The sequence below is a fragment of the Streptomyces sp. SL06 genome (assembly GCF_058244745.1).
Genome location: NZ_JBSYOT010000002.1, coordinates 4926393 through 4950476 on the forward strand (window position 1 = coordinate 4926393; position 24084 = coordinate 4950476).

General features: G+C 70.5%; 23 protein-coding genes and 1 pseudogene. 13 read left to right on the forward strand and 11 right to left on the reverse strand.

Annotated features, from left to right (window positions below; translation table 11 throughout):
• Positions 1–16: 16 nt before the first annotated feature.
• Both AC4IHM_RS22505 and AC4IHM_RS22510 read right to left on the reverse strand, forming a co-directional pair.
• Positions 17–283: a protealysin inhibitor emfourin gene (locus AC4IHM_RS22505; protein ID WP_490868810.1), complete on the reverse strand. Its 267-nt coding sequence runs from the start codon at positions 281–283 to the stop codon at positions 17–19.
• 21 nt (positions 284–304) lie between these two features.
• Positions 305–1375 (reverse strand): M4 family metallopeptidase, encoded by a 1071-nt coding sequence (locus AC4IHM_RS22510; RefSeq protein ID WP_490868811.1) that lies wholly within the window; start codon positions 1373–1375, stop codon positions 305–307.
• A 343-nt stretch (positions 1376–1718) separates the two neighbouring features.
• On the opposite strand from AC4IHM_RS22510, the gene leuA reads away from it, so the two are divergent.
• Positions 1719–3440 carry a 2-isopropylmalate synthase gene (gene leuA / locus AC4IHM_RS22515; RefSeq protein ID WP_490868812.1) on the forward strand — a complete coding sequence of 574 codons (1722 nt, stop codon included), beginning with the start codon at positions 1719–1721 and terminating at the stop codon, positions 3438–3440.
• A gap of 184 nt (positions 3441–3624) precedes the next feature.
• Positions 3625–4320 (forward strand): tellurite resistance TerB family protein, encoded by a 696-nt coding sequence (locus AC4IHM_RS22520; RefSeq protein ID WP_490868813.1) that lies wholly within the window; start codon positions 3625–3627, stop codon positions 4318–4320.
• A 52-nt stretch (positions 4321–4372) separates the two neighbouring features.
• On the opposite strand, the gene AC4IHM_RS22525 is transcribed toward AC4IHM_RS22520, so the two are convergent.
• Entirely contained in the window at positions 4373–4912 is a 540-nt protein-coding gene (locus tag AC4IHM_RS22525; protein WP_490868814.1) for a GNAT family N-acetyltransferase, read from the reverse strand.
• A gap of 257 nt (positions 4913–5169) precedes the next feature.
• On the opposite strand from AC4IHM_RS22525, the gene AC4IHM_RS22530 reads away from it, so the two are divergent.
• The 6 genes from AC4IHM_RS22530 (at position 5170) to AC4IHM_RS22555 (ending at position 11895) form a co-directional block, all read left to right on the forward strand.
• Positions 5170–5943, forward strand: coding sequence for an SCO2525 family SAM-dependent methyltransferase (locus AC4IHM_RS22530; RefSeq protein WP_490868815.1), 774 nt, complete (start codon positions 5170–5172; stop codon positions 5941–5943).
• Between the two features lie 54 nt (positions 5944–5997).
• On the forward strand, positions 5998–7842 hold the full coding sequence (locus AC4IHM_RS22535; RefSeq protein WP_490868816.1) for an SCO2524 family protein: 1845 nt from the start codon (positions 5998–6000) through the stop codon (positions 7840–7842).
• Positions 7843–7844: 2 nt separating this feature from the next.
• Entirely contained in the window at positions 7845–8762 is a 918-nt protein-coding gene (locus AC4IHM_RS22540; RefSeq protein ID WP_490870902.1) for an SCO2523 family variant P-loop protein, read from the forward strand.
• Entirely contained in the window at positions 8759–9724 is a 966-nt protein-coding gene (locus AC4IHM_RS22545) for an SCO2522 family protein (protein ID WP_490868817.1), read from the forward strand. Before AC4IHM_RS22540 ends, AC4IHM_RS22545 begins: the two co-directional genes overlap by 4 nt.
• A 1-nt stretch (position 9725) precedes the next feature.
• Complete coding sequence (locus AC4IHM_RS22550) at positions 9726–10706, forward strand: SCO2521 family protein (protein WP_490868818.1); 981 nt, start codon at positions 9726–9728, stop codon at positions 10704–10706.
• A gap of 73 nt (positions 10707–10779) precedes the next feature.
• Positions 10780–11895 (forward strand): hypothetical protein, encoded by a 1116-nt coding sequence (locus AC4IHM_RS22555; protein ID WP_490868819.1) that lies wholly within the window; start codon positions 10780–10782, stop codon positions 11893–11895.
• Between the two features lie 64 nt (positions 11896–11959).
• Here AC4IHM_RS22555 and AC4IHM_RS22560 read toward each other — a convergent pair.
• The 3 genes and pseudogenes from AC4IHM_RS22560 to AC4IHM_RS22570 form a co-directional block, all read right to left on the reverse strand.
• Positions 11960–13426: pseudogene (locus AC4IHM_RS22560) on the reverse strand (alpha/beta hydrolase).
• A 918-nt stretch (positions 13427–14344) separates the two neighbouring features.
• Positions 14345–14578 carry a DUF397 domain-containing protein gene (locus tag AC4IHM_RS22565; RefSeq protein ID WP_490868820.1) on the reverse strand — a complete coding sequence of 78 codons (234 nt, stop codon included), beginning with the start codon at positions 14576–14578 and terminating at the stop codon, positions 14345–14347.
• Positions 14560–15393, reverse strand: coding sequence for a helix-turn-helix domain-containing protein (locus AC4IHM_RS22570; RefSeq protein ID WP_490868821.1), 834 nt, complete (start codon positions 15391–15393; stop codon positions 14560–14562). Before AC4IHM_RS22570 ends, AC4IHM_RS22565 begins: the two co-directional genes overlap by 19 nt.
• Positions 15394–15508: 115 nt before the next feature.
• Here AC4IHM_RS22570 and AC4IHM_RS22575 point away from each other — a divergent pair, with 115 nt between their 5' ends.
• Genes AC4IHM_RS22575 through AC4IHM_RS22590 form a run of 4 tightly spaced genes read left to right on the forward strand, consistent with a single transcriptional unit; the run spans position 15509 to position 17559 of the window.
• Positions 15509–15715 carry a hypothetical protein gene (locus AC4IHM_RS22575; RefSeq protein WP_490868822.1) on the forward strand — a complete coding sequence of 69 codons (207 nt, stop codon included), beginning with the start codon at positions 15509–15511 and terminating at the stop codon, positions 15713–15715.
• Positions 15712–15924, forward strand: a complete 213-nt coding sequence (locus AC4IHM_RS22580) for a hypothetical protein (RefSeq protein WP_490868823.1) — start codon at positions 15712–15714, stop codon at positions 15922–15924. Before AC4IHM_RS22575 ends, AC4IHM_RS22580 begins: the two co-directional genes overlap by 4 nt.
• 22 nt (positions 15925–15946) lie before the next feature.
• Positions 15947–16696: a DNA repair protein RecO gene (gene recO / locus AC4IHM_RS22585; RefSeq protein WP_490868824.1), complete on the forward strand. Its 750-nt coding sequence runs from the start codon at positions 15947–15949 to the stop codon at positions 16694–16696.
• Between the two features lie 32 nt (positions 16697–16728).
• Complete coding sequence (locus AC4IHM_RS22590; protein ID WP_490868825.1) at positions 16729–17559, forward strand: isoprenyl transferase; 831 nt, start codon at positions 16729–16731, stop codon at positions 17557–17559.
• A gap of 67 nt (positions 17560–17626) precedes the next feature.
• On the opposite strand, the gene AC4IHM_RS22595 is transcribed toward AC4IHM_RS22590, so the two are convergent.
• The 4 genes from AC4IHM_RS22595 to AC4IHM_RS22610 form a co-directional block, all read right to left on the reverse strand.
• The gene (locus tag AC4IHM_RS22595; protein ID WP_490868826.1) at positions 17627–18040 is read right to left on the reverse strand and encodes a Fur family transcriptional regulator; all 414 of its coding nucleotides are present in this window, start codon (positions 18038–18040) and stop codon (positions 17627–17629) included.
• A gap of 61 nt (positions 18041–18101) precedes the next feature.
• Positions 18102–19004, reverse strand: coding sequence for a metal ABC transporter permease (locus AC4IHM_RS22600; protein WP_490868827.1), 903 nt, complete (start codon positions 19002–19004; stop codon positions 18102–18104).
• Positions 19004–19771, reverse strand: a complete 768-nt coding sequence (locus AC4IHM_RS22605; RefSeq protein WP_490868828.1) for a metal ABC transporter ATP-binding protein — start codon at positions 19769–19771, stop codon at positions 19004–19006. Before AC4IHM_RS22605 ends, AC4IHM_RS22600 begins: the two co-directional genes overlap by 1 nt.
• A 25-nt stretch (positions 19772–19796) precedes the next feature.
• Positions 19797–20816 carry a metal ABC transporter substrate-binding protein gene (locus tag AC4IHM_RS22610; protein WP_490868829.1) on the reverse strand — a complete coding sequence of 340 codons (1020 nt, stop codon included), beginning with the start codon at positions 20814–20816 and terminating at the stop codon, positions 19797–19799.
• A gap of 159 nt (positions 20817–20975) precedes the next feature.
• On the opposite strand from AC4IHM_RS22610, the gene AC4IHM_RS22615 reads away from it, so the two are divergent.
• Positions 20976–22358 (forward strand): glycine--tRNA ligase, encoded by a 1383-nt coding sequence (locus AC4IHM_RS22615; protein WP_490868830.1) that lies wholly within the window; start codon positions 20976–20978, stop codon positions 22356–22358.
• Positions 22359–22466: 108 nt separating this feature from the next.
• Here AC4IHM_RS22615 and AC4IHM_RS22620 read toward each other — a convergent pair whose 3' ends face one another.
• Complete coding sequence (locus AC4IHM_RS22620) at positions 22467–23531, reverse strand: chitinase (protein WP_490870903.1); 1065 nt, start codon at positions 23529–23531, stop codon at positions 22467–22469.
• Positions 23532–24084: the final 553 nt, after the last annotated feature.

Below are 24084 nucleotides of genomic sequence, written 5' to 3' on the forward strand. Positions count from 1 at the left end.
CCGCACCCGGGCGGCGTTACGCGCCCTCCTTCAGCACCCGGGAGATCAGCCTGCGCTGCTCGTCCGTGAGCCGGGGGTCGGCGGCGTACACCGTGTTGCCGTCCACGGTGATCTGGTAGCTGAACCCGTCCGGCACCCCCGCCGGGGGCGTGCCCCGGCCGTCGGCGACCGCCCGCTCGGCCAGGGCCCGCCACTCGGCCGCGTCCGGGCGTCCCGCGATCTCGACCTCCGCGTGGCGTTCGATGCCCGCGAAGCCTCCTGTGCGCCTCACCTGAATCCGCATGGGACCGTGTCTAGTACGGAACTACCGCGTGCGCACCCCCACCTGCTCCCAGGCCTTGCGCACCGCCTCCAGCTCGTCCGCGTCCCCGTACCGCTCCCGGGCCGCCTTCACGGTCAGGGTCGCGAAGTCCTCGAACAGCGCGTCCTGCGCCAGCTCGCCGCCGGTCAGCACGTCGTACCAGACCTGTCCCGCCCGCTCCCAGGCGTGTCCGCCGAGTTCGGTGGCGAGCAGGTAGAAGGCGTGGTTGGGGATGCCGGAGTTGATGTGCACGCCGCCGTTGTCGCGGCCGGTGCGCACGAAGTCGTCCATCGTCGCGGGCTGCGGGTCCTTGCCGAGCACGTCGTCGTCGTACGCCGTGCCCGGCGCCTTCATCGAGCGCAGCGCCTGCCCCGTCACGCGCGGGGCGAGCAGGCCGGCGCCGATCAGCCAGTCGGCCTCGGAGGCGCTCTGGCCGAGCGAGTACTGCTTGACGAGGGCGCCGAAGACGTCCGACACCGATTCGTTGAGGGCGCCGGGCTGGCCGTAGTAGGTCAGATTGGCGGTGTGCTGGGTGACGCCGTGGGTCAGCTCGTGGCCGATCACGTCCAGGGCGACGGTGAAGTCGAGGAAGATCTCCCCGTCCCCGTCGCCGAAGACCATCTGCTCGCCGTTCCAGAACGCGTTGTTGTACTCGCGGTCGTAGTGCACGGTGGCGTCCAGGGGGAGGCCGGCGCCGTCGATGGAGTCGCGCCGGTACACCTCGAGGAAGTGCTCGAAGGTGGCGCCCAGGCCCGCGTAGGCGCGGTTCACGGTGGCGTCCTTGCCGGGCTCCTCGCCCTCGCCGCGCACCTTGCGGCCGGGTAGGTCGGTGCCGTGCCGCGCGTCGTAGACGGTGCGGTGCGGTCTGCCGGTCTCGGCGCCGGCGCGCGGGGCCACGGTGGGGGCGCCGATGACCGTGGTCAGACCGCGGTGGGTGCGCTCGAAGGCGTCGCGCTGGAGGGTGCGGCGGGCCGGGCCCGAGAGCACCGGGTCCGTGTGCCGGGCGAGCCTGTCGAGGACGTGCGGCGGCACGATGGTGCAGAAGACGGGCTCGAAGCCCCCGTGAGTCGTCATGCCGAAAACCATCGCACTGAGTAATCAAGCTGTCACTACCCGCAATCATGATTGGTGAAATGCGGGATCGGGGTCTCCCGGTATCCGGTCGCGAGTGGTATACGGCGCTTTTTGTCCCGGTTCCCTCCGTGGTCCCGCATACTGATACGGACCCGCGTGACCGGCGTGGCTCGGCTAGAGTGCTGGGCACTATGCGTTTCGGGCTGCTTCTCCTTAGCTGCCGCGGCGAGGGCCTGTAGAGGCCGACTCCCTCCCCGCGGAGCTTGGTGGTGCCGTCGGCCGTCCTTCCGGACACGCGGACCCCGCCGAGAGACCGCGGACATCACGAGGAGCCCTCGCCATCATGGCCAACCGCCAGCAGCCCAGCCCCATGCCGACCGCCAAGTACCGCGGCTACGAGCAGGTGGACATCCCCGACCGCACCTGGCCCCAGAAGCGGATCACCGCCGCGCCCCGCTGGCTCTCCACCGACCTGCGCGACGGCAACCAGGCCCTGATCGACCCCATGTCGCCCGCCCGCAAGCGCGCGATGTTCGATCTGCTGGTCAGGATGGGCTACAAGGAGATCGAGGTCGGCTTCCCCGCCTCCGGCCAGACCGACTACGACTTCGTGCGCTCGATCATCGAGGACCCGGACGCCATCCCGGACGACGTGACGATCTCCGTACTGACCCAGGCCCGCGAGGACCTGATCGAGCGCACGGTGGAGTCCCTGAAGGGCGCCAGGCGCGCCACCGTCCACCTGTACAACGCGACCGCCCCGGTCTTCCGCCGCGTCGTCTTCCGCGGCTCCAGGGACGACATCAAGCAGATCGCCGTGGACGGCACCCGGCTGGTCATGGAGTACGCCGAGAAACTGCTGGGCCCCGAGACGGAGTTCGGCTACCAGTACAGCCCCGAGATCTTCACCGACACCGAGCTGGACTTCGCCCTGGAGGTCTGCGAGGCGGTGATGGACACCTACCGGCCCGGCCCCGGCCGCGAGATCATCCTCAACCTGCCCGCCACCGTGGAGCGTTCCACGCCGTCCACGCACGCGGACCGCTTCGAGTGGATGGGCCGCAACCTCTCCCGCCGCGAGCACGTCTGCCTGTCCGTCCACCCGCACAACGACCGCGGTACGGCGGTGGCGGCGGCCGAACTGGCGGTCATGGCCGGCGCCGACCGCGTCGAGGGCTGCCTGTTCGGGCAGGGCGAGCGCACCGGCAACGTCGACCTGGTCACCCTGGGCATGAACCTGTTCTCGCAGGGCGTCGACCCGCAGATCGACTTCTCCGACATCGACGAGGTCCGTCGCACCTGGGAGTACTGCAACCAGATGGAGGTCCACCCGCGCCACCCCTACGTGGGCGACCTGGTCTACACGTCCTTCTCCGGCTCCCACCAGGACGCCATCAAGAAGGGCTTCGACGCCATGGAGGCCGACGCGGCGGCCAGGGGCGTCACCGTCGACGACATCGAGTGGGCGGTCCCGTACCTGCCGATCGACCCCAAGGACGTCGGCCGTTCCTACGAGGCGGTCATCCGCGTCAACTCGCAGTCGGGCAAGGGCGGTATCGCCTACGTCCTGAAGAACGACCACAGCCTGGACCTGCCGCGCCGGATGCAGATCGAGTTCTCGAAGCTGATCCAGGCCAAGACCGACGCCGAGGGCGGCGAGATCACGCCGGCGGCGATCTGGGACGTCTTCCAGGACGAGTACCTGCCCAACCCGGAGAACCCCTGGGGCCGGCTGCAGGTCAAGAACGGCCAGACCACGACCGACCGCGACGGCGTCGACACCCTCACCGTCGAGGCCACCGTCGACGGCGCGGAGACCACCCTGGTCGGCACCGGCAACGGCCCGATCTCGGCGTTCTTCCACGCGCTGCAGGGCGTCGGCATCGACGTACGCCTGCTGGACTACCAGGAGCACACGATGAGCGAGGGCGCCTCCGCGCAGGCCGCCTCGTACATCGAGTGCGCCGTCGGCGACAAGGTGCTGTGGGGCATCGGAATCGACGCGAACACCACGCGCGCCTCGCTGAAGGCGGTCGTCTCCGCCGTCAACCGCGCGGCTCGCTGACCAGCCGAATCGGTGGTTTGGGGTCCCGCTCGCCGGAAAACGGCGGGCGGGACCGCGTCATATACCGGCCATATATCTGTGCAGGTCACGGAAAGGTCTCGTCCGGGGTACTGACTCGGCGTCGGTGATGTGGCTAACATCACGCCAGCGCGACGATGCTGTCGCGCCGTTACGGAGGTGCGACGTGCTGCCTGGACGGGGACGAAACAGCCGAGCTGCCCGGCTGCCACGCATCCTGGGCACCCGCACCGCGTGGACGCCCGTCGGCGACGGCGAGTTCTTCTGCCCCGGCTGCGGGGGCGACCGCAACTACCAGCGGCTCTCCGGCCGCCGCCGCTTCACCCTGCTCGGCGTGCCCGTGCTGTCGCGCGGCGAGGCGGCGCCGACCGTCGAGTGCGCCGCCTGCCGCCGCCACTACGGCACCGACGTGCTCGACCACCCCACCACCATCCGCTTCTCCGCGATGCTCCGCGACGCGGTCCACACCGTCGCCCTGGCGGTCCTGGCCGCGGGCGGCACCTGCTCGCGCACCTCGCTGGAGACGGCGGCCGTCGCGGTGCGCGCGGCGGGCTTCGAGGACTGCACCGAGGACCAGTTGGACGCGCTGGTCGAGGCGCTGGAGGCGGACACCGGCCGGGTCCGCGACGAACCCCGGGTGCCGGGCCTGGCCATAGAACTGCACGAGGCGCTGGACCCGCTGGCCCCGCACCTCGCCACCGTCGGCCGCGAGTCCATCCTGCTCCAGGGCGCCCGGATCGCCCTGGCCGACGGCCCCTACACCCCCGCCGAACGCGACGCCCTGGCGACCGTCGGCGCGGCCCTGACCATCTGCTCCGACGACGTGACCCGCCTCCTGGAGTCGGCGGGGACGCCCTCCTAGCGGGGTGCGCTCCTGACGGGTGCGCTCCTGGCGGGCGCGTTCCCGGCAGGGCCTAGCGGGGGAGATCCAGCCGCATGATCTGGCGGTGCATGCCAGGACCGAAGTAGTCCGGGCGCAGTCCGCCGTCCGGCTCCTCGGGGCGGAAGCCGAGGGAGCGGTAGAGGAAGATGGCGGCGAGGTTGGCGGGTTCCACGGTGAGGCGGACCACCTCGATGCCGTTGCGGCGCAGCCGGGTCAGAACCTCCGTCATCAGCTCCCGGCCCAGCCCGTGGCGCCGCCGGTCGGGGGTGACGCACAGGCCGAGGATCCAGCTCTCCGAGCCGAGCGCCCGGGTGGCGGCCAGGACGTAGCCGCGCAGCCGGCCCAGGCCGTTGTCGAGGACCAGGAAGTGTTCCTCGTACATGTCGAAGAGCTGGCGCAGCAGGAAGCCCGGGTAGGCGACCTCCTGGAAGACCTCCTCGTCCAGCCGCCGCAGTTCGGGCAGGTCGGACTCCCGTGCCGTGCGCAGGATCAGCGGCGTGTCCGGGCGGGGGGCGGGTTCCGTGAGCTGCTCGTGGCGGTCCAAGGAGCGTTCCAGCGGTTCGGCGGTCATGCAACCCCCAAGTCAGGACGTGCGGACGTCAACTCGAAGCCACCGGCGACGCAACCCGAAGGAATGAGGCGGTGTGTGGCGGCCGGTGACTCCTTCTGGCTAGAGTGAGCTTCCAACTTCCCCCGTGCAAGGGCGAGTTCGGGTATGCCACGATGCGCCCGACGTGCGCCCGGCGGATGCGGAGTGGCGAGTTCCCGGCTGTCTCGCAGTGTCCCGGTGTCCTACCGTGCACAACAGTGGGGTTTGTCCGGAATCGAATGGAACGCGGCAGGGTGACTATGGATCGCAACGCCGACGCACCTTGGTCGCAGTTCGACCCAGAGGTGTATGTCGACAACAACTACCGGACGCCGCTCGAAGTCGACCTGCTGATCGTCCGGTTGATGCGCGACTACTTCACCCGCTGTTTCGGCGGAGGCGTTCCGGATTCCGTGCGCGGCGTCAACGTCGGCGCCGGTGCGAATCTCTATCCCGCGCTTTCCATGCTGCCCTGGTGCGAAAAGGTGCTCCTGCTGGAATACGCGCGTCCCAATGTCGAATACCTGGAGAAGCAGGTCTCCCCGGGCGGGTACGACACCGCGTGGGACGCGTTCTGGGAAGTGCTGCGCGAGTCCCCCGCCTATGCCGCCGTCGAACCGAAGGCCCTGGTCAGCGAGATCGTCCGGGTGGAGCGAGGCAATCTGTTCGACCTGGAGCACGGAGACCGGCGCTGGGGTCTGGGGACGATGTTCTTCGTCGCCGACTCGATGTCCGAGTGCCCCGACGAGTTCCACCGCGGCGTGCGGTGCTTCATGAACGCGCTCACCGAGGACGCGCCCTTCGCCGCCGCCTTCATGAAGGAGTCGGTCGGCTACCGCGTCGGCGAACACCACTACCCGGCCTACCGGGTGAACGAGAACCGGGTCAGGGAGAGCCTGGAACCCTTCACCGCGGAGCTGGAGATCCACGATCTGCACCACATGGTGCGGCCGGGACACGAAGGAATGCTTCTCGCCCTGGGACGGCGCAATGCGGAGATTGCCGCCCCGTAGGAACGGGGACCATGCTGAACACAGGGCAACGGGATCTGTACGAGGGGTGCGGGGATGCAGATCAAGCCACGCCAGCATTTGCTGGACATCTGGCAGGCCATGGCCCGTCACTCGTTCGACGGCGGGAAACTCGTCCGGGGGGACACCGACGGGCTGAGCAGTGTCGCCGACGCCGAACGCCTGCTCTGCCTGCTCTACCCGGCCACCGAGGTCCCCGCCTTCCGGCTCGACCAGCCGGACACCACCGAGCGCGACGTCCTGCGCGCCCTCGGCCCGGTCGGCAGCCGGCTGGAGATCCCGCCCAACCTGATCACCGCGCTGACCCAGTTCATGCGCACCCACACCGGGGCGGACGACAGCCCCACCTTCTCCGGCGGCCACTACTTCCGGCCCGCCGAGCCCGACGGCGAGATCAGCTACGAGCAGAGCCAGTTGGGCGTGGTCGACTCCTACTCCATGTCCGTCACCCTCTGCCTGGCCACCCTCGGCTTCCTCAAGGTCTACGAGGGCACCACGACCCGCCCCGAGGTGCTCAGGGCCATCACCGAGCTGAGGGTCGCCACCAACGCCCGGCTGACCGCCGCGATGATCAGCCTGCTGCGCTCCTTCACCGTCAACGTCTTCGACGCCGAGTCCGAACAGGGCCAGCGGCTGATCCAGGTCATCGGCCAGGGCAGACAGTCCGACCGCCTCGTACTCCAGCAGTTCTCCCGCCGGTTACGCCCGCTGCGCGCCACCATCATCGAAAGCCTCACCCGCGGCATCCAGGTCGACGAGGGCATCCGCGACGAGAGCCAGCTCTTCGAGTGCGGCTGGTCCTGGGGCATCGTCAAGGACGCGCCCGAGATCTCCGACCTCGGCGTCCAGGTCCCCGGCCAGCCCGTCGGCATCGCCGACCGGCTGCCCTACGTGTACTTCACCGTCGTCGCCCTCGACGGCATCCAGGACCTCTTCTCCGACCGCACCCTCACCCTCGGCCTGCTCGACGCCGACCAGCAGAAACTCGCCGAGGCACTGCGCCTGCGCTGGGAACTCAGCCAGCAGTACTGGTCCGCCGTCGCCCGCTTCGGCACCGACCGCTGGCCCCTGGAGGACCTGCCCTGGCAGACCACCGGCCTGCGCCTGGAGTCCGAGTACTTCTCCCTGACCGTCGCGGCCATCCTCGTCCACGACCTGGTCCGCCGGAAGGCGACCGACGACGACCTCACCCGCACCGTCGCCGTCATGGAGCGCCTCGCCGACCGCGGCCGGATCACCAGCCGCATGACCAGGCGGGACCCCACCATCCGGCTGCACAACCCGGGCGTCACCATGCCGCTCGCCGGATCCGAACGCTCCGGCGGGCAACTGCTGTGGCGGATGACCGACTTCTCGGCCCAGCTCCTCAAGCGGACCGTCCAACTCGCCGAACTCTCCCGGAACATCGGCGCGCAGGACCGCCTGCTGCGCCTGTCCGAGCAGACCTTCGAGCACCTGTGGTCACGGCGCATCGAGGACGAGGAGGGCGCCGGCCTGTGGGACAACGTCCTGGCCGTCTACCCCGGCGCGCACAATGTCGGACTGCGCCTGTCCTGGAGCATCACCGAGCGCGTCACCGAATGCCTCGTCGCCGCCCACAACCTGTACATGCAGCAGCCCATCCGCAGCCCCGAACTCGGCGCGCTGGCCCGCGAACTGCTCAGCGAGGCCGGCCACCTGTTCGGCAAGGAGCAACTGGAGGCGTCCGCCGTCGCCGAGGGCAGCAGAGCCCGAGCCATGCGGAGCATCGAGAGCCGCCTCGACCACGCCCGCAGCCTGGTCGACGAACGGCCCGCGACCGCCTTCGCACTGGCCCTGCCCGTGCTCCAGGAACTCGACACCCTGGCCCAGGCCAGGGGCGCCGCCACACAGGAGGTGTGAGCGTGCTCGTCTTCGCCGCCTCCGACAAGGGAGGCACCGGGCGCTCGGTGACCAGCGCCAACCTGGCCTATCAGCGGGCCCTCACCGGCGACCACGTGGCCTACGTGGACTTCGACTTCGGCTCGCCCACCGCCGCCGCCGTCTTCGACGTGCCCGGCGCGACGCGCGGCACCGAGGAACGCGGCCTCCACTCCTACCTGGAGGGCGAGGCGGCCGAACCGGCCAGGATCGATGTCTGGCGGCAGACCGAGCACCCCCTGCTGCGCGCCCGCCCCAACCAGTCCGGCCGCCTCGTGCTGTTCCCCGGCGACGCCGGCGGCGGCGAGTTCGCGGTCGGCGAGGAGGTCCTGGAGCGGTGCGTCGACCTGCTGCTGCGGCTCAACGGCGAGTTCGACCTCACCGTCGTCGACCTCAGCGCCGGCCGCAGCTACGCCGTCGACATGGTCCTCGCGGCCACCGCCCACCCCCGGATGCGCAACGTCCCCTTCCGCTGGCTGGTCTTCCACCGCTGGACCCGCCAGCACGTCGTCGCCGCCTCCGGACTGGTCCACAAGGACCACGGCATCATCGGCGGCGGCGTCGAACGCGGCCACGACGAGGAGACCCTGCGGGCCGCCATCCGCTTCGTACGGGCCGCCGTACCCGACCCCGAGTCGCCGCTGTGGTCCCAGGGCTCGCCCGCACAGGCCGCCTGGATGCAGGCCTGCGACGAGTCGCTGCGCCGGCTCGCCGCCGAGCACCGCGTCGGCGACAGCGTCGTCCTCGGCATCGTGCCGCTGGAGCCCATACTCCAGTGGCGCGAGCAGTTGATCACCGAGGAGGACGTGCTCTCCACCCAGATCGCCAACAAGGAGACGCTGGAGGCGCTGGAGGAGATCGCCCGGCGCCTGACGGACGACTCGCACTGGGGGCGGCCATGACCGACGCCGTGTTCCGCGAGACCGCCGCCGAGCCGCGCACCCAGTCGCTCCCGCTGGCGCACCTCTCCCTGGAGCTGGGCCACCTCTACATGGAGGACTTCGAGGCCGGACCCGAGCGGCTGCGGGCACACTTCGCCGAGGTGCGGCCCTGGGTGGAGGCGGCGCGGGCCGCCGCCACCGGACGCACGGGCGGCAGACGCGCCCGGATCAGCACCTGCTTCCTGATCGACGACTACTTCACCCGCTTCGCCACCCCCGCCGAGGTCGTCCCCATGCTGCTCGCGGAGGCCGAGCGGGCCGGGCTGGGCGTCGACTACCTGGCCCGCGAGTCCGGCTGCGCCGTCACCGGCAAGGTGCCAGTCGCCGAGGCGGTGGCCGGACGCATCGTCGAGTCGCCGCCGCCCGGCAGCTACGGCGGACGCCCGCCCGCCGCACAGACCGGCTGGCTCGCCAACGGCCGGCGCAGCCCCGCCGCCCGCGCCCCGCAGGCGATGAAGCGGGCCGCCGTCTGGCAGCCGCCGCGGGAGACCGCGGCCCGCCGCCACTCCGTCTTCCTCGACGCCGAGCTGTGGAGCGAGGACGCCGACGGACACCGCACCTGGTCCTGCCCCTTCCTCGCCGCCGTGTGGCAACTCGCCCGCCTCGGACTGCTGCGCGACGCGGGCGAGGCCGTCCTCGCCCCCCAGCCGCACACCAGGGCCGGCTTCCCCGACGACTGGGACGAACTGCCCACCCTGCTCAGGCTCAACGACCGCGCCGACCCCTTCGCCGCCTACCGGACCTGCTCGGTGCTGCCCACCCGGTTCCTCCCCGTCGAGCACGCCGTCCGCGTGATCCTCGACCAGATCGAGGTCGACCCCGGCGCGCTGGCACAGGTCGCCGAGCGCTCCGCACGGGAGCGCACGCCCGTCCCGGACTCGGTCGCCGACCGCGTCTCCTACGTGTTCTACGCGGGGCCCTGACATGACGCCGCGGCAGAGCGCACCGCGCGCCGTACTCGCCTTCGGCGAGATCCGCACCTGCCTGCTGCCCGCCCGGCAGGCCCTCGACATCCGCTCCGCCGCCGGGCTCCTCGGCCTGCGCGCCGACGAACGGGTACTGCTCTCCGAACGCCCGGGTCTCTACGCGCGTTCTCCCGACACCCTCACCGGCGTCGACTGCCCCCTGCCCAGCTCCAGCGGCGCCCGGATCCGCGCCGTCGGCACCGTCGCCGCCCGCGCCGCGCTCACCGAGGGGCGCGTCCTGCAGACCTCCGCCCACTGCCGGCTCCCCGCCACCGGCCCCGACCAGCGGCGGCCCTGGGGCGAGTACCTGGTGCGGCCTGGAGTGGTCGAGCCCCTCGGCAAGCTGCCCCACGAGGCCGTCGCACAGGGCGTGCTGGACGGCGGACGCCGCGGCGACCTCGATGTCGGGCTGATCGCCGGCGGGCTGCTCACCCGGCTGCTGCGCCACCCCCTGCTCGACCAGCGCCCGCCCTTCAGATCCCGCCCCACCCGGCTGCGCTGGGCGGCCCTGCCCGCACCGCCGGGCGACGGCCCCCGCCTCGAACGGTTCACCCTCGCCGAGGACGAACTGCGCACCGTACGCCTGCGCGTGCCCGAGGACACCGCCGCGGCCGACCTCGCCGGGCTCTGCGCCGACCTCGCCCTGCACGACTGGCTGCTCACCACCGTGGTCCGCATGCTCGACGGCGTCCGCCTGGGCTCCGGGACCGCACAGGACGACGGCACCGTCGTCCGGGCGCTGCGCCCGGCCGTCGACCATCTGCTGCACCTGTGGATGCCGCGCGCCCGCGTGAGCGGGGAACTGGCCCCGCTGTGGGACCCGTTGGAGGAGCGGCCCGGCTTCACCCGGCAGTGGCTGGCCCTGGTGCAGCGCATCCGCGACCAGCTCACCCTGCACGCCATACCCGCATCCCACCGGGAGGTGGAACCGGCTCCCTGAACGGACGCCAGCGCCTTCCACGCACATCACCGCACCCCGATCCGACGCGCATCCCAACGGGGGGAGAAGCGAGATGAGCACGGCACAGTCACCCCGACCCGACGACACGCCCCGCAAGAGCAACCCCATAAACCCGAGGGCGGAGTCCCCCTGGGCGCGCCGGCTGCTGGTCGGCCTCGTCATCGGCGTCCTCACCTGGAGCACCGCGGCACTGCTGAGCCCGGAGGACGGAACACCGCGGCAGCTCGCCGTCGCCGCGCTCTTCACCGTCGCGGCCGTCCTCGTCCAGTACGTCCTCGCACTGGCCCCGCGCCCGGACCGCCCGAGGCTGGACGAGCACACCCGGCGGGTGGAGAGCGCCCTCGCCGAGAACACCGCCGCCGTACGGGAGGGCCTGAGCCGGTACGACGACGAGCTGCGGACCGGCCTGACCCGGCACACCGAGGCCGTGAAGCAACTGGTCGAGACGCATGTCACGCAGGTGGACCACCGGCCCGACGGGTCCCGCCCCCAACTGGACCCGGTCCGCATCGACAGCGTGCCCGACCTGGCCAAGGGCTTCGCCGACGTCCTGCTGCCGAGCCCCTCGATCCTGCACACCTTCGTGCACCTGGAGATGTCCCGGGTGGTCGGCCACATGGCGGACCTCACCAACCTGAGCGCCGAGTGCCCCGGCGAGAACCACGACTGGATGCTCACCCTCACCCGCGCCGCCGAGCAGTCCATCTGCGCCACCAGCACCTCCGTCGACCGGGAGTTCTGGAACAGCGAGCCGGCCGGCCGCTACCTCGACGCCCAGCAGGCGGCCATCGACGAACAGGGCGTCTCGGTACGCCGGCTGTTCCTGCTGGAGAGCGCCCGGGAACTCGACGACCGGCTGCTGCGCCTGTGCGAGGAACAGGAACTGCGGCGCATCGACGTACGCGCCGCCGTCCTGCCCGAACTGCCTCCGCACCTCCAGCGGGGCACCACCAACGACTTCATCCTCTACGACGAGGAGGTCTCCTTCGAGATCGAGCAGGACCTCCGCGACGTCAACGTCAGAACCCGGCTCACCGCCCGCCAGGAGTATGTGCGGGACCGGCTGAAACGCTTCCGGGAACTGTGGGACGCGGGCATGGGCCTGCGCGAACTCGAGGTACGGGTCGACGCCGAGGAGGACGGCAACTGGATGGTCGACCGGGCCTGACCGGCGCCCAAATCCGCTACCGGTTCCGGCTCGCTCGCCGCGGCATTGAAGTGGCTTGCGGGATTCAGGAGTTGAGCGCCTTCTCGGGTTCGGACACATGGTGGCTCCAGGCGCGGTAGGTGTCCGTGTGCGGGCGTTGTCCCGTTGTCAGGAAGTGGGTGACCGTGCGGTCGCCGCAGGTGTTGCCGTTGGCGAGGTGGGCGTTGTGGCCGGTGGAGTTCACCGTCACCATGACCGCGCGGCGGCCGAGGGCTTCCCGTAGCTTCCGGGCGCCGCTGAGCGGGGTGGCGACATCGCGTTCGTTCTGCACGAGCAGGATGTCCGAGGGGCCGCGGCCGGTGATCCGTACGGGGGCCTCGCGGGGCGGGTAGGGCCAGGCGGCGCACAGCATCGCGTTGCGCGGCATGCCCGCCGTGAGCGGGTACTTGGCGCGGCTTGCGGCGACATCCTTCTCGTAGACGGCCGCCTCGGTGGGCGCGGCCACGTCGTTGCACAGGACGCCGGCCCCGACGGTGGTGACGTTCTGCAACGCGGCCTCCGGCGGCGCTTCGGGCGCGGGCGGCACGGTGCCCTTCAGGGCGGCCCGCATCAGCCGGGCGAGCGTGGGGAACCTGTCCGGGGAGTAGAGGCTGTCCAGCATCGTCTGGCGGAGCACGTTGCCGTTCAGCTCCGTCGGGTTGGCGCCCGGCCAGGGGATCGGCTCCCGGTCGAGCCGGGCGGCGAGCCGCAGGAACAGCGGCCGTACGTCGGCGGCCCGCCGCGCCACCCGGTCGGGGTTGCCGGGCCTCGACGCCCAGGCCGCGAACTCCGGGAAGGTGTCCTCCACGCCCTGCTCGTGCCCGGCGAGCCAGGCGCGGGCGACGCGGGTGGGGTCGGGGTCGTCGTTGCTGTCCAGCACGAGCCGGTCGGTGTGCCCTGGGAACAACTGCGCGTACACGGCACCGACATACGTCCCGTACGACATCCCCCACGCGGAGAGCCTCCGCGTTGGCGGTGCTGAGGTGCCGGATCAGCTCGCCGCCGTTCTCGGCACAGGCGTCGGAAATCCGCCGGGCGGTGCCGAGGTTGCCGTCGATCGAGCCGTCGGGGGCGGGCCAGGGCCGGATCCTGGACGTGGCGAGGTCGCCGTGCTCCAGCCCGCAGCTCACCGAGGTCGACGGCGCGAGGCCGCGCGGCGCGAATCCGACGAGGTCATAGGTGTCCCGGACGCTCTTGGGCAGCTTCCGCCCCTTGCCCGAGGGGTCGTCGAGGCTCGACCCGCCCGGTCCGCCGGGGATGAGCAGCAGCGTCCCGCGCCGGGCCTGCGGACGCTCACTGCGGATGCGTGAGACTGCCATCTCGATGCGGGGGCCGTCGGGATCGGTGTAGTCCATGGGGACTTCGAGGGTGGTGCACTCCTGCCGGGGACGAGGCCCGATCCCTCGCACGTGGTCCAGGTGAGGGGCTCTCCCGGGTTCGTCGCGGACGCGGTGACGGGGGCGGTGGCGCCGAGGAGGGCGGCGTTGCGGAGGATTCGGGTGCGTTGCGTCATGCGACGAGCCTCACGGATTCGCTGGGCCATGCCCCATCCGGAGAACAACCCGAATACCAGGGGGGATTACCCCAGTGCGCCCCGGCGTCGGCCTGTCGGACGAAGAAGCCGTAGGTTGAAGGACCGCCCGCTGGAGGAGTGACCGTGGGGCCGCCCGCTTCCTTGTCAGTGTCGTGCTTCCACGTCCCGAGTAAAGGGCGCTCCCTGCGGTCGCGTCGCCTTCGGCGATGGCCCTGCGGGCCACCCTTGACTCGGGACGCTCCAGCACGGGTGAGAAGCGTGCGGGCGGCCGGGGGAGAGCGGGTGTCCCGGGCCCGTCGGTCCCTTGCGCCGACTGCGTAGCCACCCGGCACGAGGGGCGCGTCGGCGCCTCGCAAGCACGCCGGGCGGTCTCGGCGGCTGACGGCCGGTGGGCAGTTGATGGGTGTCCGGTGGGTGGTTGACGGGTGCCCGGTCGGTGCCGGGCGGGCGGCCGATGGCCGATGGCCGATGGCCGATGGGTGGCCTGGTGGGCGGCCGGTAGGCGGGGCGGAGGTGGGAGGGGGTGGGGAGCTGAGGGTGGGGGGGGACCTGTGCCGAAAAGCGTGAACACTTCGGGCCGAAGTGTTCACGCTTTTCGAGAAGGGTCCGCCACCCCCCCCGCCCATGTGGACTACGGTCCGTGGCGCATGGCGGAGCTGTTGCGTTGCCGTACTGCCCACTCACCGATCGCCGCTTAGCCGGGCCGGCGTGCATGCGAGGCGCTGACGCGTGGCGCCGACGCCGGGTGGTGGGGCAGCGGGCGGCTGATCGCAGGTGCCGGTCGGCCACCCGTTCCCCCGGGCCGCCCGCACGCTTCTTCCCCGTGCTGGAGCGTTCCGAGTCAAGGGTGGCCCGCAGGGCCATCGCCGAAGGCGACGCGACCGCAGGGAGCGCCCTTTACTCGGGACGTGGAAGCACGACACTGACAAGGAAGCGGGCGGCCCCAACGGTGCGTATGAACTCCGTCCACGCCGACGACCCGACGACGATCACCGGTCCACCGGCCGCTTTGCTGTCCCGGACCGGCACGATGCCGGTGACTCCGGCGGCGACCTCGACGCAGTCGCCGCCTTGGCCGTTGCTGTATGTGCTCTTCGTCCAGCGGGCGTCGCTCAGGTCGTACTCGCGCATCGTTTAAAGTCCTCCGCCGCCGATTCGATCAGGGGAAGGGACGCCTTCGGCGACAGCGCGGCGACCCTGAGCAGATCGTATGTGCGCTGGGCGTGCATCACTACGGCTGGATCGTCGATGAGTGTCCCGGAGTACTCCGTCTCTGTATAGGCCACTGGCGGGGCGTCTTCGAAGTTCATGAGCTTCAACATCCCGCCCATGGAGGCATGCGCCCCTGACCTGTAGGGCAGCACCGTCACCATCACTGCGCGCTCCCGCATCAGCCGTGCCACATGCTCCAGTTGGGCCGCCATCGCCTGGGGCCCGCCCACCGGGATCCGCAGCACGGTTTCGTGGAGCGTCACCCAATACTCCGGCCGTGTAGCGTCGTTCAGGATCAGCGACCGCTCCAGTCGGGCGGTGACGATCTCGTCGACGTAGGAGTCCGGCTTGAATGGGTTCGCGGCGATCGTGACCGCGCGGGCGTAGTCCTCCGTCTGGAGCAGGCCCGGAACGACCGTCGGTGCGAACTCGCAGATCCGCGTGGCCAGCCGCTCCAGCTCCACCACGTGCGCGAAGTAATCCGCATACCGCGGATCATCAATCAGCTTCCGGCACAGTCGCTCGAAAATACCGTCGGTTTGCAGTACGCCGTCAATCCGCTGGGCCACGTCCAGTTGCGGTTTACGAATTGCCTGTTCGAACTGGCCGATGTAGCCGCCGGACACGAATACCCGTGCACCCAGCTCGACTTGGGTGATCGCGGCGTTCTCCCGGCGGCGTTTGAGTTCGGTGCCGAAGAACTCCCACGCTGCTTGACGTGAACCGTTGGCCATAACCAATCCCCCCGCGCTGAACGGCACTTGTAGTGCGCAGACTTCTGCCGAGTGTAGGCGTGGAGAGGCATTCTGGGGACACGAAGAGTGAAACCGTAAAGCGAAGGGGAACACCGTGGAGGCACGACACTCGGCGCTCTGCGTCGAAGAAGCGGAGGCAGTGGTGGAAGAATTGCGCGCAGCACTCGTGAAGGCAGGAATTGTTCTGCCCTCCCTCGGGCTCGACCCGGTGAGTCTTGCGCGGGAGGCCCCCTGTCCACTCGTCGAACTGGGCCGGTGCTCCGTCGAGACCGCGCGGCGGCTCACGGCGGCGCTGCGATGATGCCGGTCGGTTCCCACGCCGTGGACACCCGCAGCGGGCGGGTCGGCGTCGTCATGGGGTACGAGGGGCCGTACGTGCAGATGCGACCGTACGGCGGGGGCCGGGAGTGGGACGCCGAGCCGGGTGACGTACGCCACGCCACCCTGTCCGAGCGGCTCAGCGCGGCGACGGCGTACACCAACGCCCGAAGCCGTGGCGAGGTGCCTTGAAGCATGCGCGAGAATGGGCGCCATGAGTCTGTTCCGCGACGACGGCATCGTGCTGCGCACCCAGAAGCTGGGCGAGGCGGACCGGATCATCACCCTGCTCACACGCGGTCACGGACGCGTACGCGCCGTGGCCCGCGGGGTGCGGCGGACGAAGTCGAAGTTCGGGGCGCGGCTGGAGCCGTTCTCCCACGTGGACGTGCAGTTCTTCGCCAAGGGGAGCGAACTGGTCGGGCGCGGGCTGCCCCTGTGTACGCAGAGCGAGACCATCGCGCCGTACGGCGGCGGGATCGTGACGGACTACCCGCGGTACACCGCGGGGACCGCCATGCTGGAGACGGCCGAGCGGTTCACCGACCACGAGGGCGAGCCGGCGGTGCAGCAGTACCTGCTGCTGGTGGGCGCGCTGCGGACCCTCGCCCGGGGCGAGCACGCGCCGAACCTCGTCCTCGACGCGTTCCTGCTGCGCTCCCTCGCCGTGAACGGCTACGCCCCGACCTTCGGGGACTGCGCGAAGTGCGGCCTGCCCGGTCCGAACCGGTTCTTCTCGGTCGGCTCGGGCGGCTCCGTCTGCGCCGACTGCCGGGTGCCCGGCAGCGTCGTACCCTCGCCGCAGGCCCTGGAGCTGCTCGGTGCGCTGCTCACGGGAGACTGGGGGACCGCGGACGTGTGCGAGCCGCGGTACGTCCGGGAGGGGAGCGGGCTGGTGTCCGCGTATCTGCACTGGCATCTGGAGCGCGGGCTGCGCTCCCTGCGGTACGTCGAGAAGTCCTAGACACAGGTAGAGCACGAGGAGACGAGAGACACATGGCCGTACGCGCGATCCTGGGGCGTCAGCGCCGGGAGTACAGGACGCCGGAGCCGCACCCGTCCGGTGCGCGGCCCCCGAGGCTCGGTGAACTGGTGCCCGAGCATGTGGCGATCGTCATGGACGGCAACGGTCGCTGGGCCAAGGAGCGCGGGCTGCCGCGCACCGAGGGGCACAAGGTCGGGGCCGAGCGGGTCCTCGACGTGCTCCAGGGCGCGGTCGAGATCGGCGTGCGGAACATCTCCCTGTACGCCTTCTCCACCGAGAACTGGAAGCGGTCGCCGGACGAGGTGCGCTTCCTGATGAACTTCAACCGGGACTTCATCCGCAAGAGCCGGGACCAGCTCGACGAGCTGGGGATCCGGGTGCGCTGGGTGGGGCGGATGCCGCGGCTGTGGAAGTCGGTGGCCAAGGAGTTGCAGATCGCCCAGGAGCAGACCAAGGACAACGACCGGCTCACGCTGTACTTCTGCATGAACTACGGCGGCCGGGCCGAGATCGCCGACGCGGCGCAGGCCCTCGCCGAGGACGTGCGGGCCGGGCGGCTGGACCCGTCGAAGGTCAACGAGAAGACCCTCGCGAAGTACCTGTACTACCCGGACATGCCGGACGTGGACCTGTTCCTGCGGCCGAGCGGCGAGCAGCGGACCTCCAACTACCTGCTCTGGCAGAGCGCGTACGCCGAGATGGTGTTCCAGGACGTGCTGTGGCCCGACTTCGACCGGCGTGACCTGTGGCGGGCCTGCCTGGAGTTCGCCTCCCGGGACCGGCGCTTCGGCGGTGCCATCCCGAACGAGGAGCTGCTGGCCATGGAGGGCCGCACCGAATGATCCGGTGATCCGGACGGTCCAGCCCGTCCGGCAAGGGGGTCCGGGGCGCGGCCCCGGCCCCGGCGGCTCAGCCGCCGCAGGCGCAGTCGGCGCAGGTACCGAAGACCTCCACCGTGTGTGCCACATTGACATAGCCGTGCTCGGAGGCGATGGCCTCGGCCCACTTCTCCACCGCGGGGCCCTCGACCTCGACCGCCTTGCCGCAGGTGCGGCAGACCAGGTGGTGGTGATGGTCGCCGGTGGAGCAGCGGCGGTAGACGGACTCGCCGTCGGCGGTGCGCAGAACGTCGACCTCTCCGGCGTCGGCGAGGGACTGCAGGGTGCGGTAGACCGTGGTGAGCCCGACCGAGTCGCCCTTGTGCTTGAGCATGTCGTGGAGTTCCTGTGCGCTGCGGAACTCCTCGACCTCCTGGAGGGCCGCCGACACGGCGGCCCGCTGCCGGGTGGCGCGGCCCTTCACGGGCGGTCCAGCGGTCGTCACTGGATTCCTCCTCACGTCTGGCGGCTTGCCGGGCCATTGTGCCAGCCCGGTCGGCCGGCGGTCAGACGCCGGTCTCGTCGGTGGCCCCCCTGATGGCCGGAATCCTGCACTCCGCCGGATCCTCGGCGGGCTGCGCGGCGGCGAGCGTCCGCGCGCGTCGCCGGGCGAGCGGCGCTGCCAGCACGGTCAGCAGGACGAACGCGCCGATGGTGAGCAGCACGATGGTCGCGCCGGGCGGCACGTCCTGGTAGTACGAGGTGACCGTGCCGCCGATGGTCACGGTCACGCCGAGCGCGACGGAGATCGCGAAGGTGGCGGCGAAGCTGCGGGTGAGCTGCTGCGCGGCGGCCACCGGGACCACCATCAGCGCCGACACCAGCAGCAGTCCGACGACGCGCATCGCGACCGTCACCGTCACCGCCGCCGTGACGGCCGTCAGCAGGTTCAGCGCGCGCACCGGCAGTCCGGTGACCCGGGCGAACTCCTCGTCCTGGCTGACCGCGAAGAGCTGGCGGCGCAGGCCGAGGGTGACCAGCACCACGAACGCGGCCAGCAGGCAGATCGCCGTCACGTCGGACTCGCTCACCGTCGACAGCGAGCCGAAGAGGTACGAGGTGAGGTTGGCGCTGGAGCCCGTCGGCGCGAGGTTGATGAACATCACACCGCCGGCCATGCCGCCGTAGAAGAGCATGGCGAGGGCGATGTCGCCGCGGGTTCTGCCGTACCAGCGGATCAGCTCCATGAGGACCGCGCCGAGCACGGAGACCAGGGTCGCCATCCACACCGGGGACCAGGAGAGCAGGAAGCCGAGACCGACGCCGGTCATCGCCACGTGGCCGATGCCGTCGCCCATGAGGGCCTGGCGGCGCTGGACGAGGTAGATGCCGACGGCGGGGGCCGTGATGCCGACCAGGACGGCCGCGAGCAGCGCCCGCTGCATGAAGGCGTAGTTCAGGATTTCCATCAGCTCAGCAGTCCCGTGCGGATCGGTTCGGCGCCCGACGGTGCGTGCGGGTGCACGTGGTCGTGGCCGGGCAGCGCGTGCTGGCCGACCGCCTCGGGGGGCGGTCCGTCGTGCGTGACGCAGCCGTCGCGGAGCACCACGGCCCGGTCGATCAGGGGCTCCAGCGGGCCCAGCTCGTGCAGTACGAGCAGGACGCTGGTGCCGTCCGCGACCTGTTTGCGCAGCGTCGCGGCCAGCACCTCCTGGCTGGCCAGGTCGACGCCCGCCATCGGCTCGTCCATGATCAGCAGTTCGGGTTCGGAGGCGAGCGCGCGGGCGATCAGCACCCGCTGGTGCTGGCCGCCGGAGAGGGCGTTCACGGAGTCCTTGGCCCGGTCCGCCATGCCGACCAGCTCAATGGCCCGGTGTACGGCCTCGTGGTCGGCCTTGCGCAGGATGCCGAAGCGGGCCCGGGACAGGCGGCCGGAGGAGACGATCTCGGTCACCGTCGCGGGGACGCCGCCCGCGGCCGTGGTGCGCTGCGGGACGTAGCCCACGCGCGCCCAGTCGCGGAAGCGGCGCAGCGGGGTGCCGAAGAGTTCTATCTCCCCGGCGGTCACGGGCACCTGGCCGATGACCGTGCGCACGGCCGTGGACTTGCCCGACCCGTTGGCGCCGAGCAGCGCGACGACCTCACCGTGGCGCACGGTGAGGTCGATGCCGCGCAGGACGGGGCGTGAGCCGAGTTCGGCGCGGACACCGCGCAACGATATGACGGGCTCGGTCATGCCACCCTCCGGTGGGTCGGGTCGGTCATTTGGCGTTCAGGGCCGTTTGCAGGGCCTTGAGGTTGGCTTCCATGACCTGGAAGTAGTCGTCGCCGCGGGACTGGTCGGTGATGCCCTCGATCGGGTCGAGCACGTCCGTCTTGAGACTCGCGTCCCGGGCGACCGTCTTGGCGGTCTTGTCGCTGACGAGCGTCTCGTAGAAGACGGTGGTCACACCGTCGGCCTTGGCCATCTTCTCAAGCTCCTTGATCCGGGCGGCGCTGGGCTCGGACTCGGGGCTGAGACCGCTGATGGCCTCCTCGATGAGGCCGTAGCGCTCGGCGAGGTAGCCGAAGGCGGCGTGCGTGGTGATGAAGACCTTGGTCTTGGTGTCCTTCAGCCCGGTCTCGAACTTCGTGTTCAGCTCGCCGAGCCTGCCGACCAGGGCCTCGGTGTTCTTCTTGTAGTCGGCGGCGTGGTCGGGGTCGGCCTTCTCGAAGGCCTTGCCGACGCCCTCGGCGACCTCGGTGTACTTGACCGGGTCGAGCCAGATGTGGGGGTCGAGGCCGCCCTCTTCGCCGTGGTCGTGGCCGTCCTCGTCGTCGGCGTGCTCGCCTTCGTCGTCGGCGTGCTCGTCCTCGGCGTGCTCGTCCTCGTGCTCGGCCGCGTGGCCGCCGACCTCGGAGCCGTGCTCCTCGAGCGAGGTCAGCGTGGCCGCGTCGATCTTGGTCTTGGTGCCGGACTGGGCGATGGCCTCGTCGACGGAGGGCTGGAGGCCCTTGAGGAAGAGCGCGGCGTCCGTCTCCTCCAGCTGTGCGCGCTGCTTGGCGCTGATCTCCAGGTCGTGCGGCTCCTGGCCGGGCCGGGTCAGACTGGTGACGTTGACGTGGTCGCCGCCGATCTGCTCGGCGAGGAAGGCCATCGGGTAGAACGACGCGACAACGTCGAACTTGTCCGTGTTGCCCGCCGCCTCGCTGTCGCCCGAGCAGGCGGAAAGGGTCCCGAGGCCGAGCGCGGCGACCGCGGTGACTGCTATGCCGGATATGTGGTGTCGTCGTACGTTCATGACACTCATTTTCAACAAATATGGAAACCGTTGTCAACAAGCATCCGCTCCGGGGTTGGCCGCCCCCGATTTGGTCGTGGGGTGACCCGCGCCGGTAACCTGAAGCATTCTCTGGAAGCAACTCGCTTCGTCGCCCGTCGTCGTAATGAAGAGAGCACCGTGGCCGCCGACAAGATCGACACCATCGTCAGCCTGAGCAAGCGCCGTGGCTTCGTATTCCCCTGCAGTGAGATCTACGGCGGTCAGCGCGCCGCCTGGGACTACGGTCCGCTGGGTGTCGAGCTGAAGGAGAACCTCAAGCGCCAGTGGTGGCGTTACATGGTCACCTCGCGCGAGGACGTCGTCGGTCTCGACTCCTCCGTGATCCTGGCCCCCGAGGTCTGGGTGGCCTCCGGTCACGTCGCCACCTTCACGGACCCGCTGACCGAATGCACCTCCTGCCACAAGCGGTTCCGCGCGGACCACCTGGAGGAGGCGTACGAGGAGAAGAAGGGCCGCGCCCCGGAGCACGGCCTCGCGGACCTCAACTGCCCCAACTGCGGCAACAAGGGCACCTTTACCGAGCCCAAGCAGTTCTCCGGCCTGCTCTCCACCCACCTCGGCCCGACCCAGGACAGCGGCTCCGTCGCCTATCTGCGGCCCGAGACCGCCCAGGGCATCTTCACCAACTTCGCCCAGGTGCAGACCACTTCGCGCCGCAAGCCGCCCTTCGGCATCGCCCAGATGGGCAAGTCCTTCCGCAACGAGATCACGCCCGGCAACTTCATCTTCCGCACCCGCGAGTTCGAGCAGATGGAGATGGAGTTCTTCGTCAAGCCGGGCGAGGACGAGAAGTGGCAGGAGTACTGGATGGAGCAGCGCTGGAGCTGGTACACCGGGCTCGGCATGCGTGAGGAGAACATGCGCTGGTTCGAGCACCCGGCCGAGAAGCTCTCCCACTACTCCAAGCGCACCGCCGACATCGAGTACCGCTTCCAGTTCGGCGGCAGCGAGTGGGGCGAGCTGGAGGGTGTCGCCAACCGCACGGACTACGACCTGTCCTCGCACGCGAAGGCCTCCGGCCAGGACCTCTCCTACTTCGACCAGGAGGCCGGCGAGCGCTGGACGCCGTACGTCATCGAGCCGGCGGCCGGTGTCGGCCGGGCGATGCTCGCCTTCCTGCTCGACGCGTACATCGAGGACGAGGCGCCGAACGCCAAGGGCAAGCTGGAGAAGCGCACGGTGCTGCGGCTCGACCCGCGGCTGGCCCCGGTGAAGGTCGCGGTGCTGCCGCTGTCCCGCAACCCGGAGCTGTCGCCGAAGGCGAAGGGGCTCGCGCAGGCGCTGCGGCAGAACTGGAACATCGAGTTCGACGACGCGGGCGCGATCGGGCGGCGTTACCGGCGCCAGGACGAGATCGGTACGCCGTTCTGCGTGACGGTCGACTTCGACACGCTGGACGACAACGCGGTGACCGTGCGGGAGCGGGACACGATGAAGCAGGAACGCGTGTCGCTGGACCAGATCGAGGGGTACCTCGCTTCGAGGCTCGTCGGCTGCTGACCTCCGCCGTCGGAGGTCCGGGGCTCCGCGCCCACCGGCCCGCCCCTCGCCCGACTCGCTCGGGTGAGGGGTGGGCCTTTGGCGATCCGGGGGCCTTCGCGTCGGGCGTCAGCGGCCCTGGAGTGACTTCACGTTGTCGCCGAAGGTCCAGTTCTGGGCACCGTCCCAGTTGACGGACCAGGTCATCAGGCCCTTGAGGGCGCCGTCGTAGTGGTTCCAGGCCTCGGCGACCTGGGACGGTGCCAGGTGGCCGCCGCCCGCGCCGGGCTGGGCGGGCAGGCCCGGGACCTGCTTGTCGTACGGCACCCGGATCGTGGTGCCCTGGATCTCCAGACCCTGGTCCAGACAGTCGGTCTGGGCGGTGAAGCCCTGCACCGTGCCGGCTTCGTGGGAGTCGCCGGAGCAGCCGTACATGCTGCCGTTGTAGTACTGCATGTTCAGCCACCACAGGCGGCCGTTGTCCGCGTACTTCTTGATGATCGGCAGGTACGCGCCCCAGATCGAGCCGTAGGTGACGCTGCCGCCGGTGACGTAGGCGGTCTCCGGGGCCATGGTGAGGCCGAAGTCCGACGGCATGCGGTCCAGGACGCCGTCGATGATGCGGATCAGGTTGGCCTGGGACGTGGAGAGTTGGCCGATGTCCCCGCTGCCGGACAGGCCGGTCTCGATGTCGATGTCGATGCCGTCGAAGTTGTACTCCTGGAGGATCGGCACGATCGTGTCGACGAACCGGTCGGCGACGGCGGTGGAGTTGAGGTCGATGCCGGCCGTCGCGCCGCCGATGGAGAGCAGGATCGTCTGTCCGGCCGCCTTGGCCTCGCACATCTCCGCCGGGGTCGCCACCTTCACGCCCGCGTCCATGCCGTCCTCCCACAGGGCCGTTCCGTCGGAACGGATCACCGGGAAGGCCGCGTTGATCACGTTGTAGCCGTGGGCGGCGATGTCGGGATCGGTGATGGGCGTCCAACCGAAGGGCGGGTGCACGCCGTTGGCGGCGCCGTCCCAGTTCTCCCAGTAGCCCTGGAGGACCTTGCCGGCGGGCTTCCCCTTCAGGGCGCAGGTGTCGGCGGCGGGCGCGGCCGGGGGAGCGGCGGACGCGGTGGCCGTCCCCAGTGGGGTGAGGACGGTGGCCGCGAGCGCGGCGGCCAGTAGACGGAACTTGCGGCGGATCATGCCGGGCCTCCCGGTGGGGGTGCGGTGAGGTGTTGTAGGCATGACAGTGCTGTGGTCCAGACCTTTCGTCAAGAGGTCTGGACCATCTGGGAGCGGAAAGCGGGTGCCGCGACCGTGCGGTGCGGGGTGATGTCCTCGGGGTGAGTGCTCGAAGTGCGAAATTCCGGATATATACGGAAGGTGATGTTCCAGGGTTTCGACAGCACGCACAGGGCGAGGACGAACAGCCATGGCTGAGCAGAAGTCGGCGCAGACGCTCCCACGGCCGCTGCACGCGGCCGTTTCCGCGTTGCGGAAGGTGCCGGGCGCCGAGACGGTCGGCAGGGCCGCCGAGGGCGCGCTGGACAGGATCGGGGCCGTGTCACCACGCGGACGCCGCGCGGTCGTGTACACGGGCGCCGGGGTACTGGGCGTCGCCGGCCTGGTCGAGTGGCCGGTGGCCCTGACGGGAGCGGCGGTGGCCTGGCTGACACAGCCACGACGCGGGGATGGTGGGGGCAGGGGCGCTGTGTCGGTGGGGGTGCGGGCGGCCGGGGCGCGTGACGCCGTGAGG

Coding starts and splice junctions, on each gene's coding strand:
- AC4IHM_RS22505 (WP_490868810.1), bottom strand. CDS start 283: ATGCGGATTCAGGTGAGGCGCACAGGAGGCTTCGCGGGCATCGAACGC.
- AC4IHM_RS22510 (WP_490868811.1), bottom strand. CDS start 1,375: ATGACGACTCACGGGGGCTTCGAGCCCGTCTTCTGCACCATCGTGCCG.
- leuA (WP_490868812.1), top strand. CDS start 1,719: ATGGCCAACCGCCAGCAGCCCAGCCCCATGCCGACCGCCAAGTACCGC.
- AC4IHM_RS22525 (WP_490868814.1), bottom strand. CDS start 4,912: ATGACCGCCGAACCGCTGGAACGCTCCTTGGACCGCCACGAGCAGCTC.
- AC4IHM_RS22530 (WP_490868815.1), top strand. CDS start 5,170: ATGGAACGCGGCAGGGTGACTATGGATCGCAACGCCGACGCACCTTGG.
- AC4IHM_RS22535 (WP_490868816.1), top strand. CDS start 5,998: ATGCAGATCAAGCCACGCCAGCATTTGCTGGACATCTGGCAGGCCATG.
- AC4IHM_RS22545 (WP_490868817.1), top strand. CDS start 8,759: ATGACCGACGCCGTGTTCCGCGAGACCGCCGCCGAGCCGCGCACCCAG.
- AC4IHM_RS22550 (WP_490868818.1), top strand. CDS start 9,726: ATGACGCCGCGGCAGAGCGCACCGCGCGCCGTACTCGCCTTCGGCGAG.
- AC4IHM_RS22555 (WP_490868819.1), top strand. CDS start 10,780: ATGAGCACGGCACAGTCACCCCGACCCGACGACACGCCCCGCAAGAGC.
- AC4IHM_RS22565 (WP_490868820.1), bottom strand. CDS start 14,578: ATGCGCGAGTACGACCTGAGCGACGCCCGCTGGACGAAGAGCACATAC.
- AC4IHM_RS22570 (WP_490868821.1), bottom strand. CDS start 15,393: ATGGCCAACGGTTCACGTCAAGCAGCGTGGGAGTTCTTCGGCACCGAA.
- AC4IHM_RS22580 (WP_490868823.1), top strand. CDS start 15,712: ATGATGCCGGTCGGTTCCCACGCCGTGGACACCCGCAGCGGGCGGGTC.
- recO (WP_490868824.1), top strand. CDS start 15,947: ATGAGTCTGTTCCGCGACGACGGCATCGTGCTGCGCACCCAGAAGCTG.
- AC4IHM_RS22590 (WP_490868825.1), top strand. CDS start 16,729: ATGGCCGTACGCGCGATCCTGGGGCGTCAGCGCCGGGAGTACAGGACG.
- AC4IHM_RS22600 (WP_490868827.1), bottom strand. CDS start 19,004: ATGGAAATCCTGAACTACGCCTTCATGCAGCGGGCGCTGCTCGCGGCC.
- AC4IHM_RS22605 (WP_490868828.1), bottom strand. CDS start 19,771: ATGACCGAGCCCGTCATATCGTTGCGCGGTGTCCGCGCCGAACTCGGC.
- AC4IHM_RS22610 (WP_490868829.1), bottom strand. CDS start 20,816: ATGAACGTACGACGACACCACATATCCGGCATAGCAGTCACCGCGGTC.
- AC4IHM_RS22620 (WP_490870903.1), bottom strand. CDS start 23,531: ATGATCCGCCGCAAGTTCCGTCTACTGGCCGCCGCGCTCGCGGCCACC.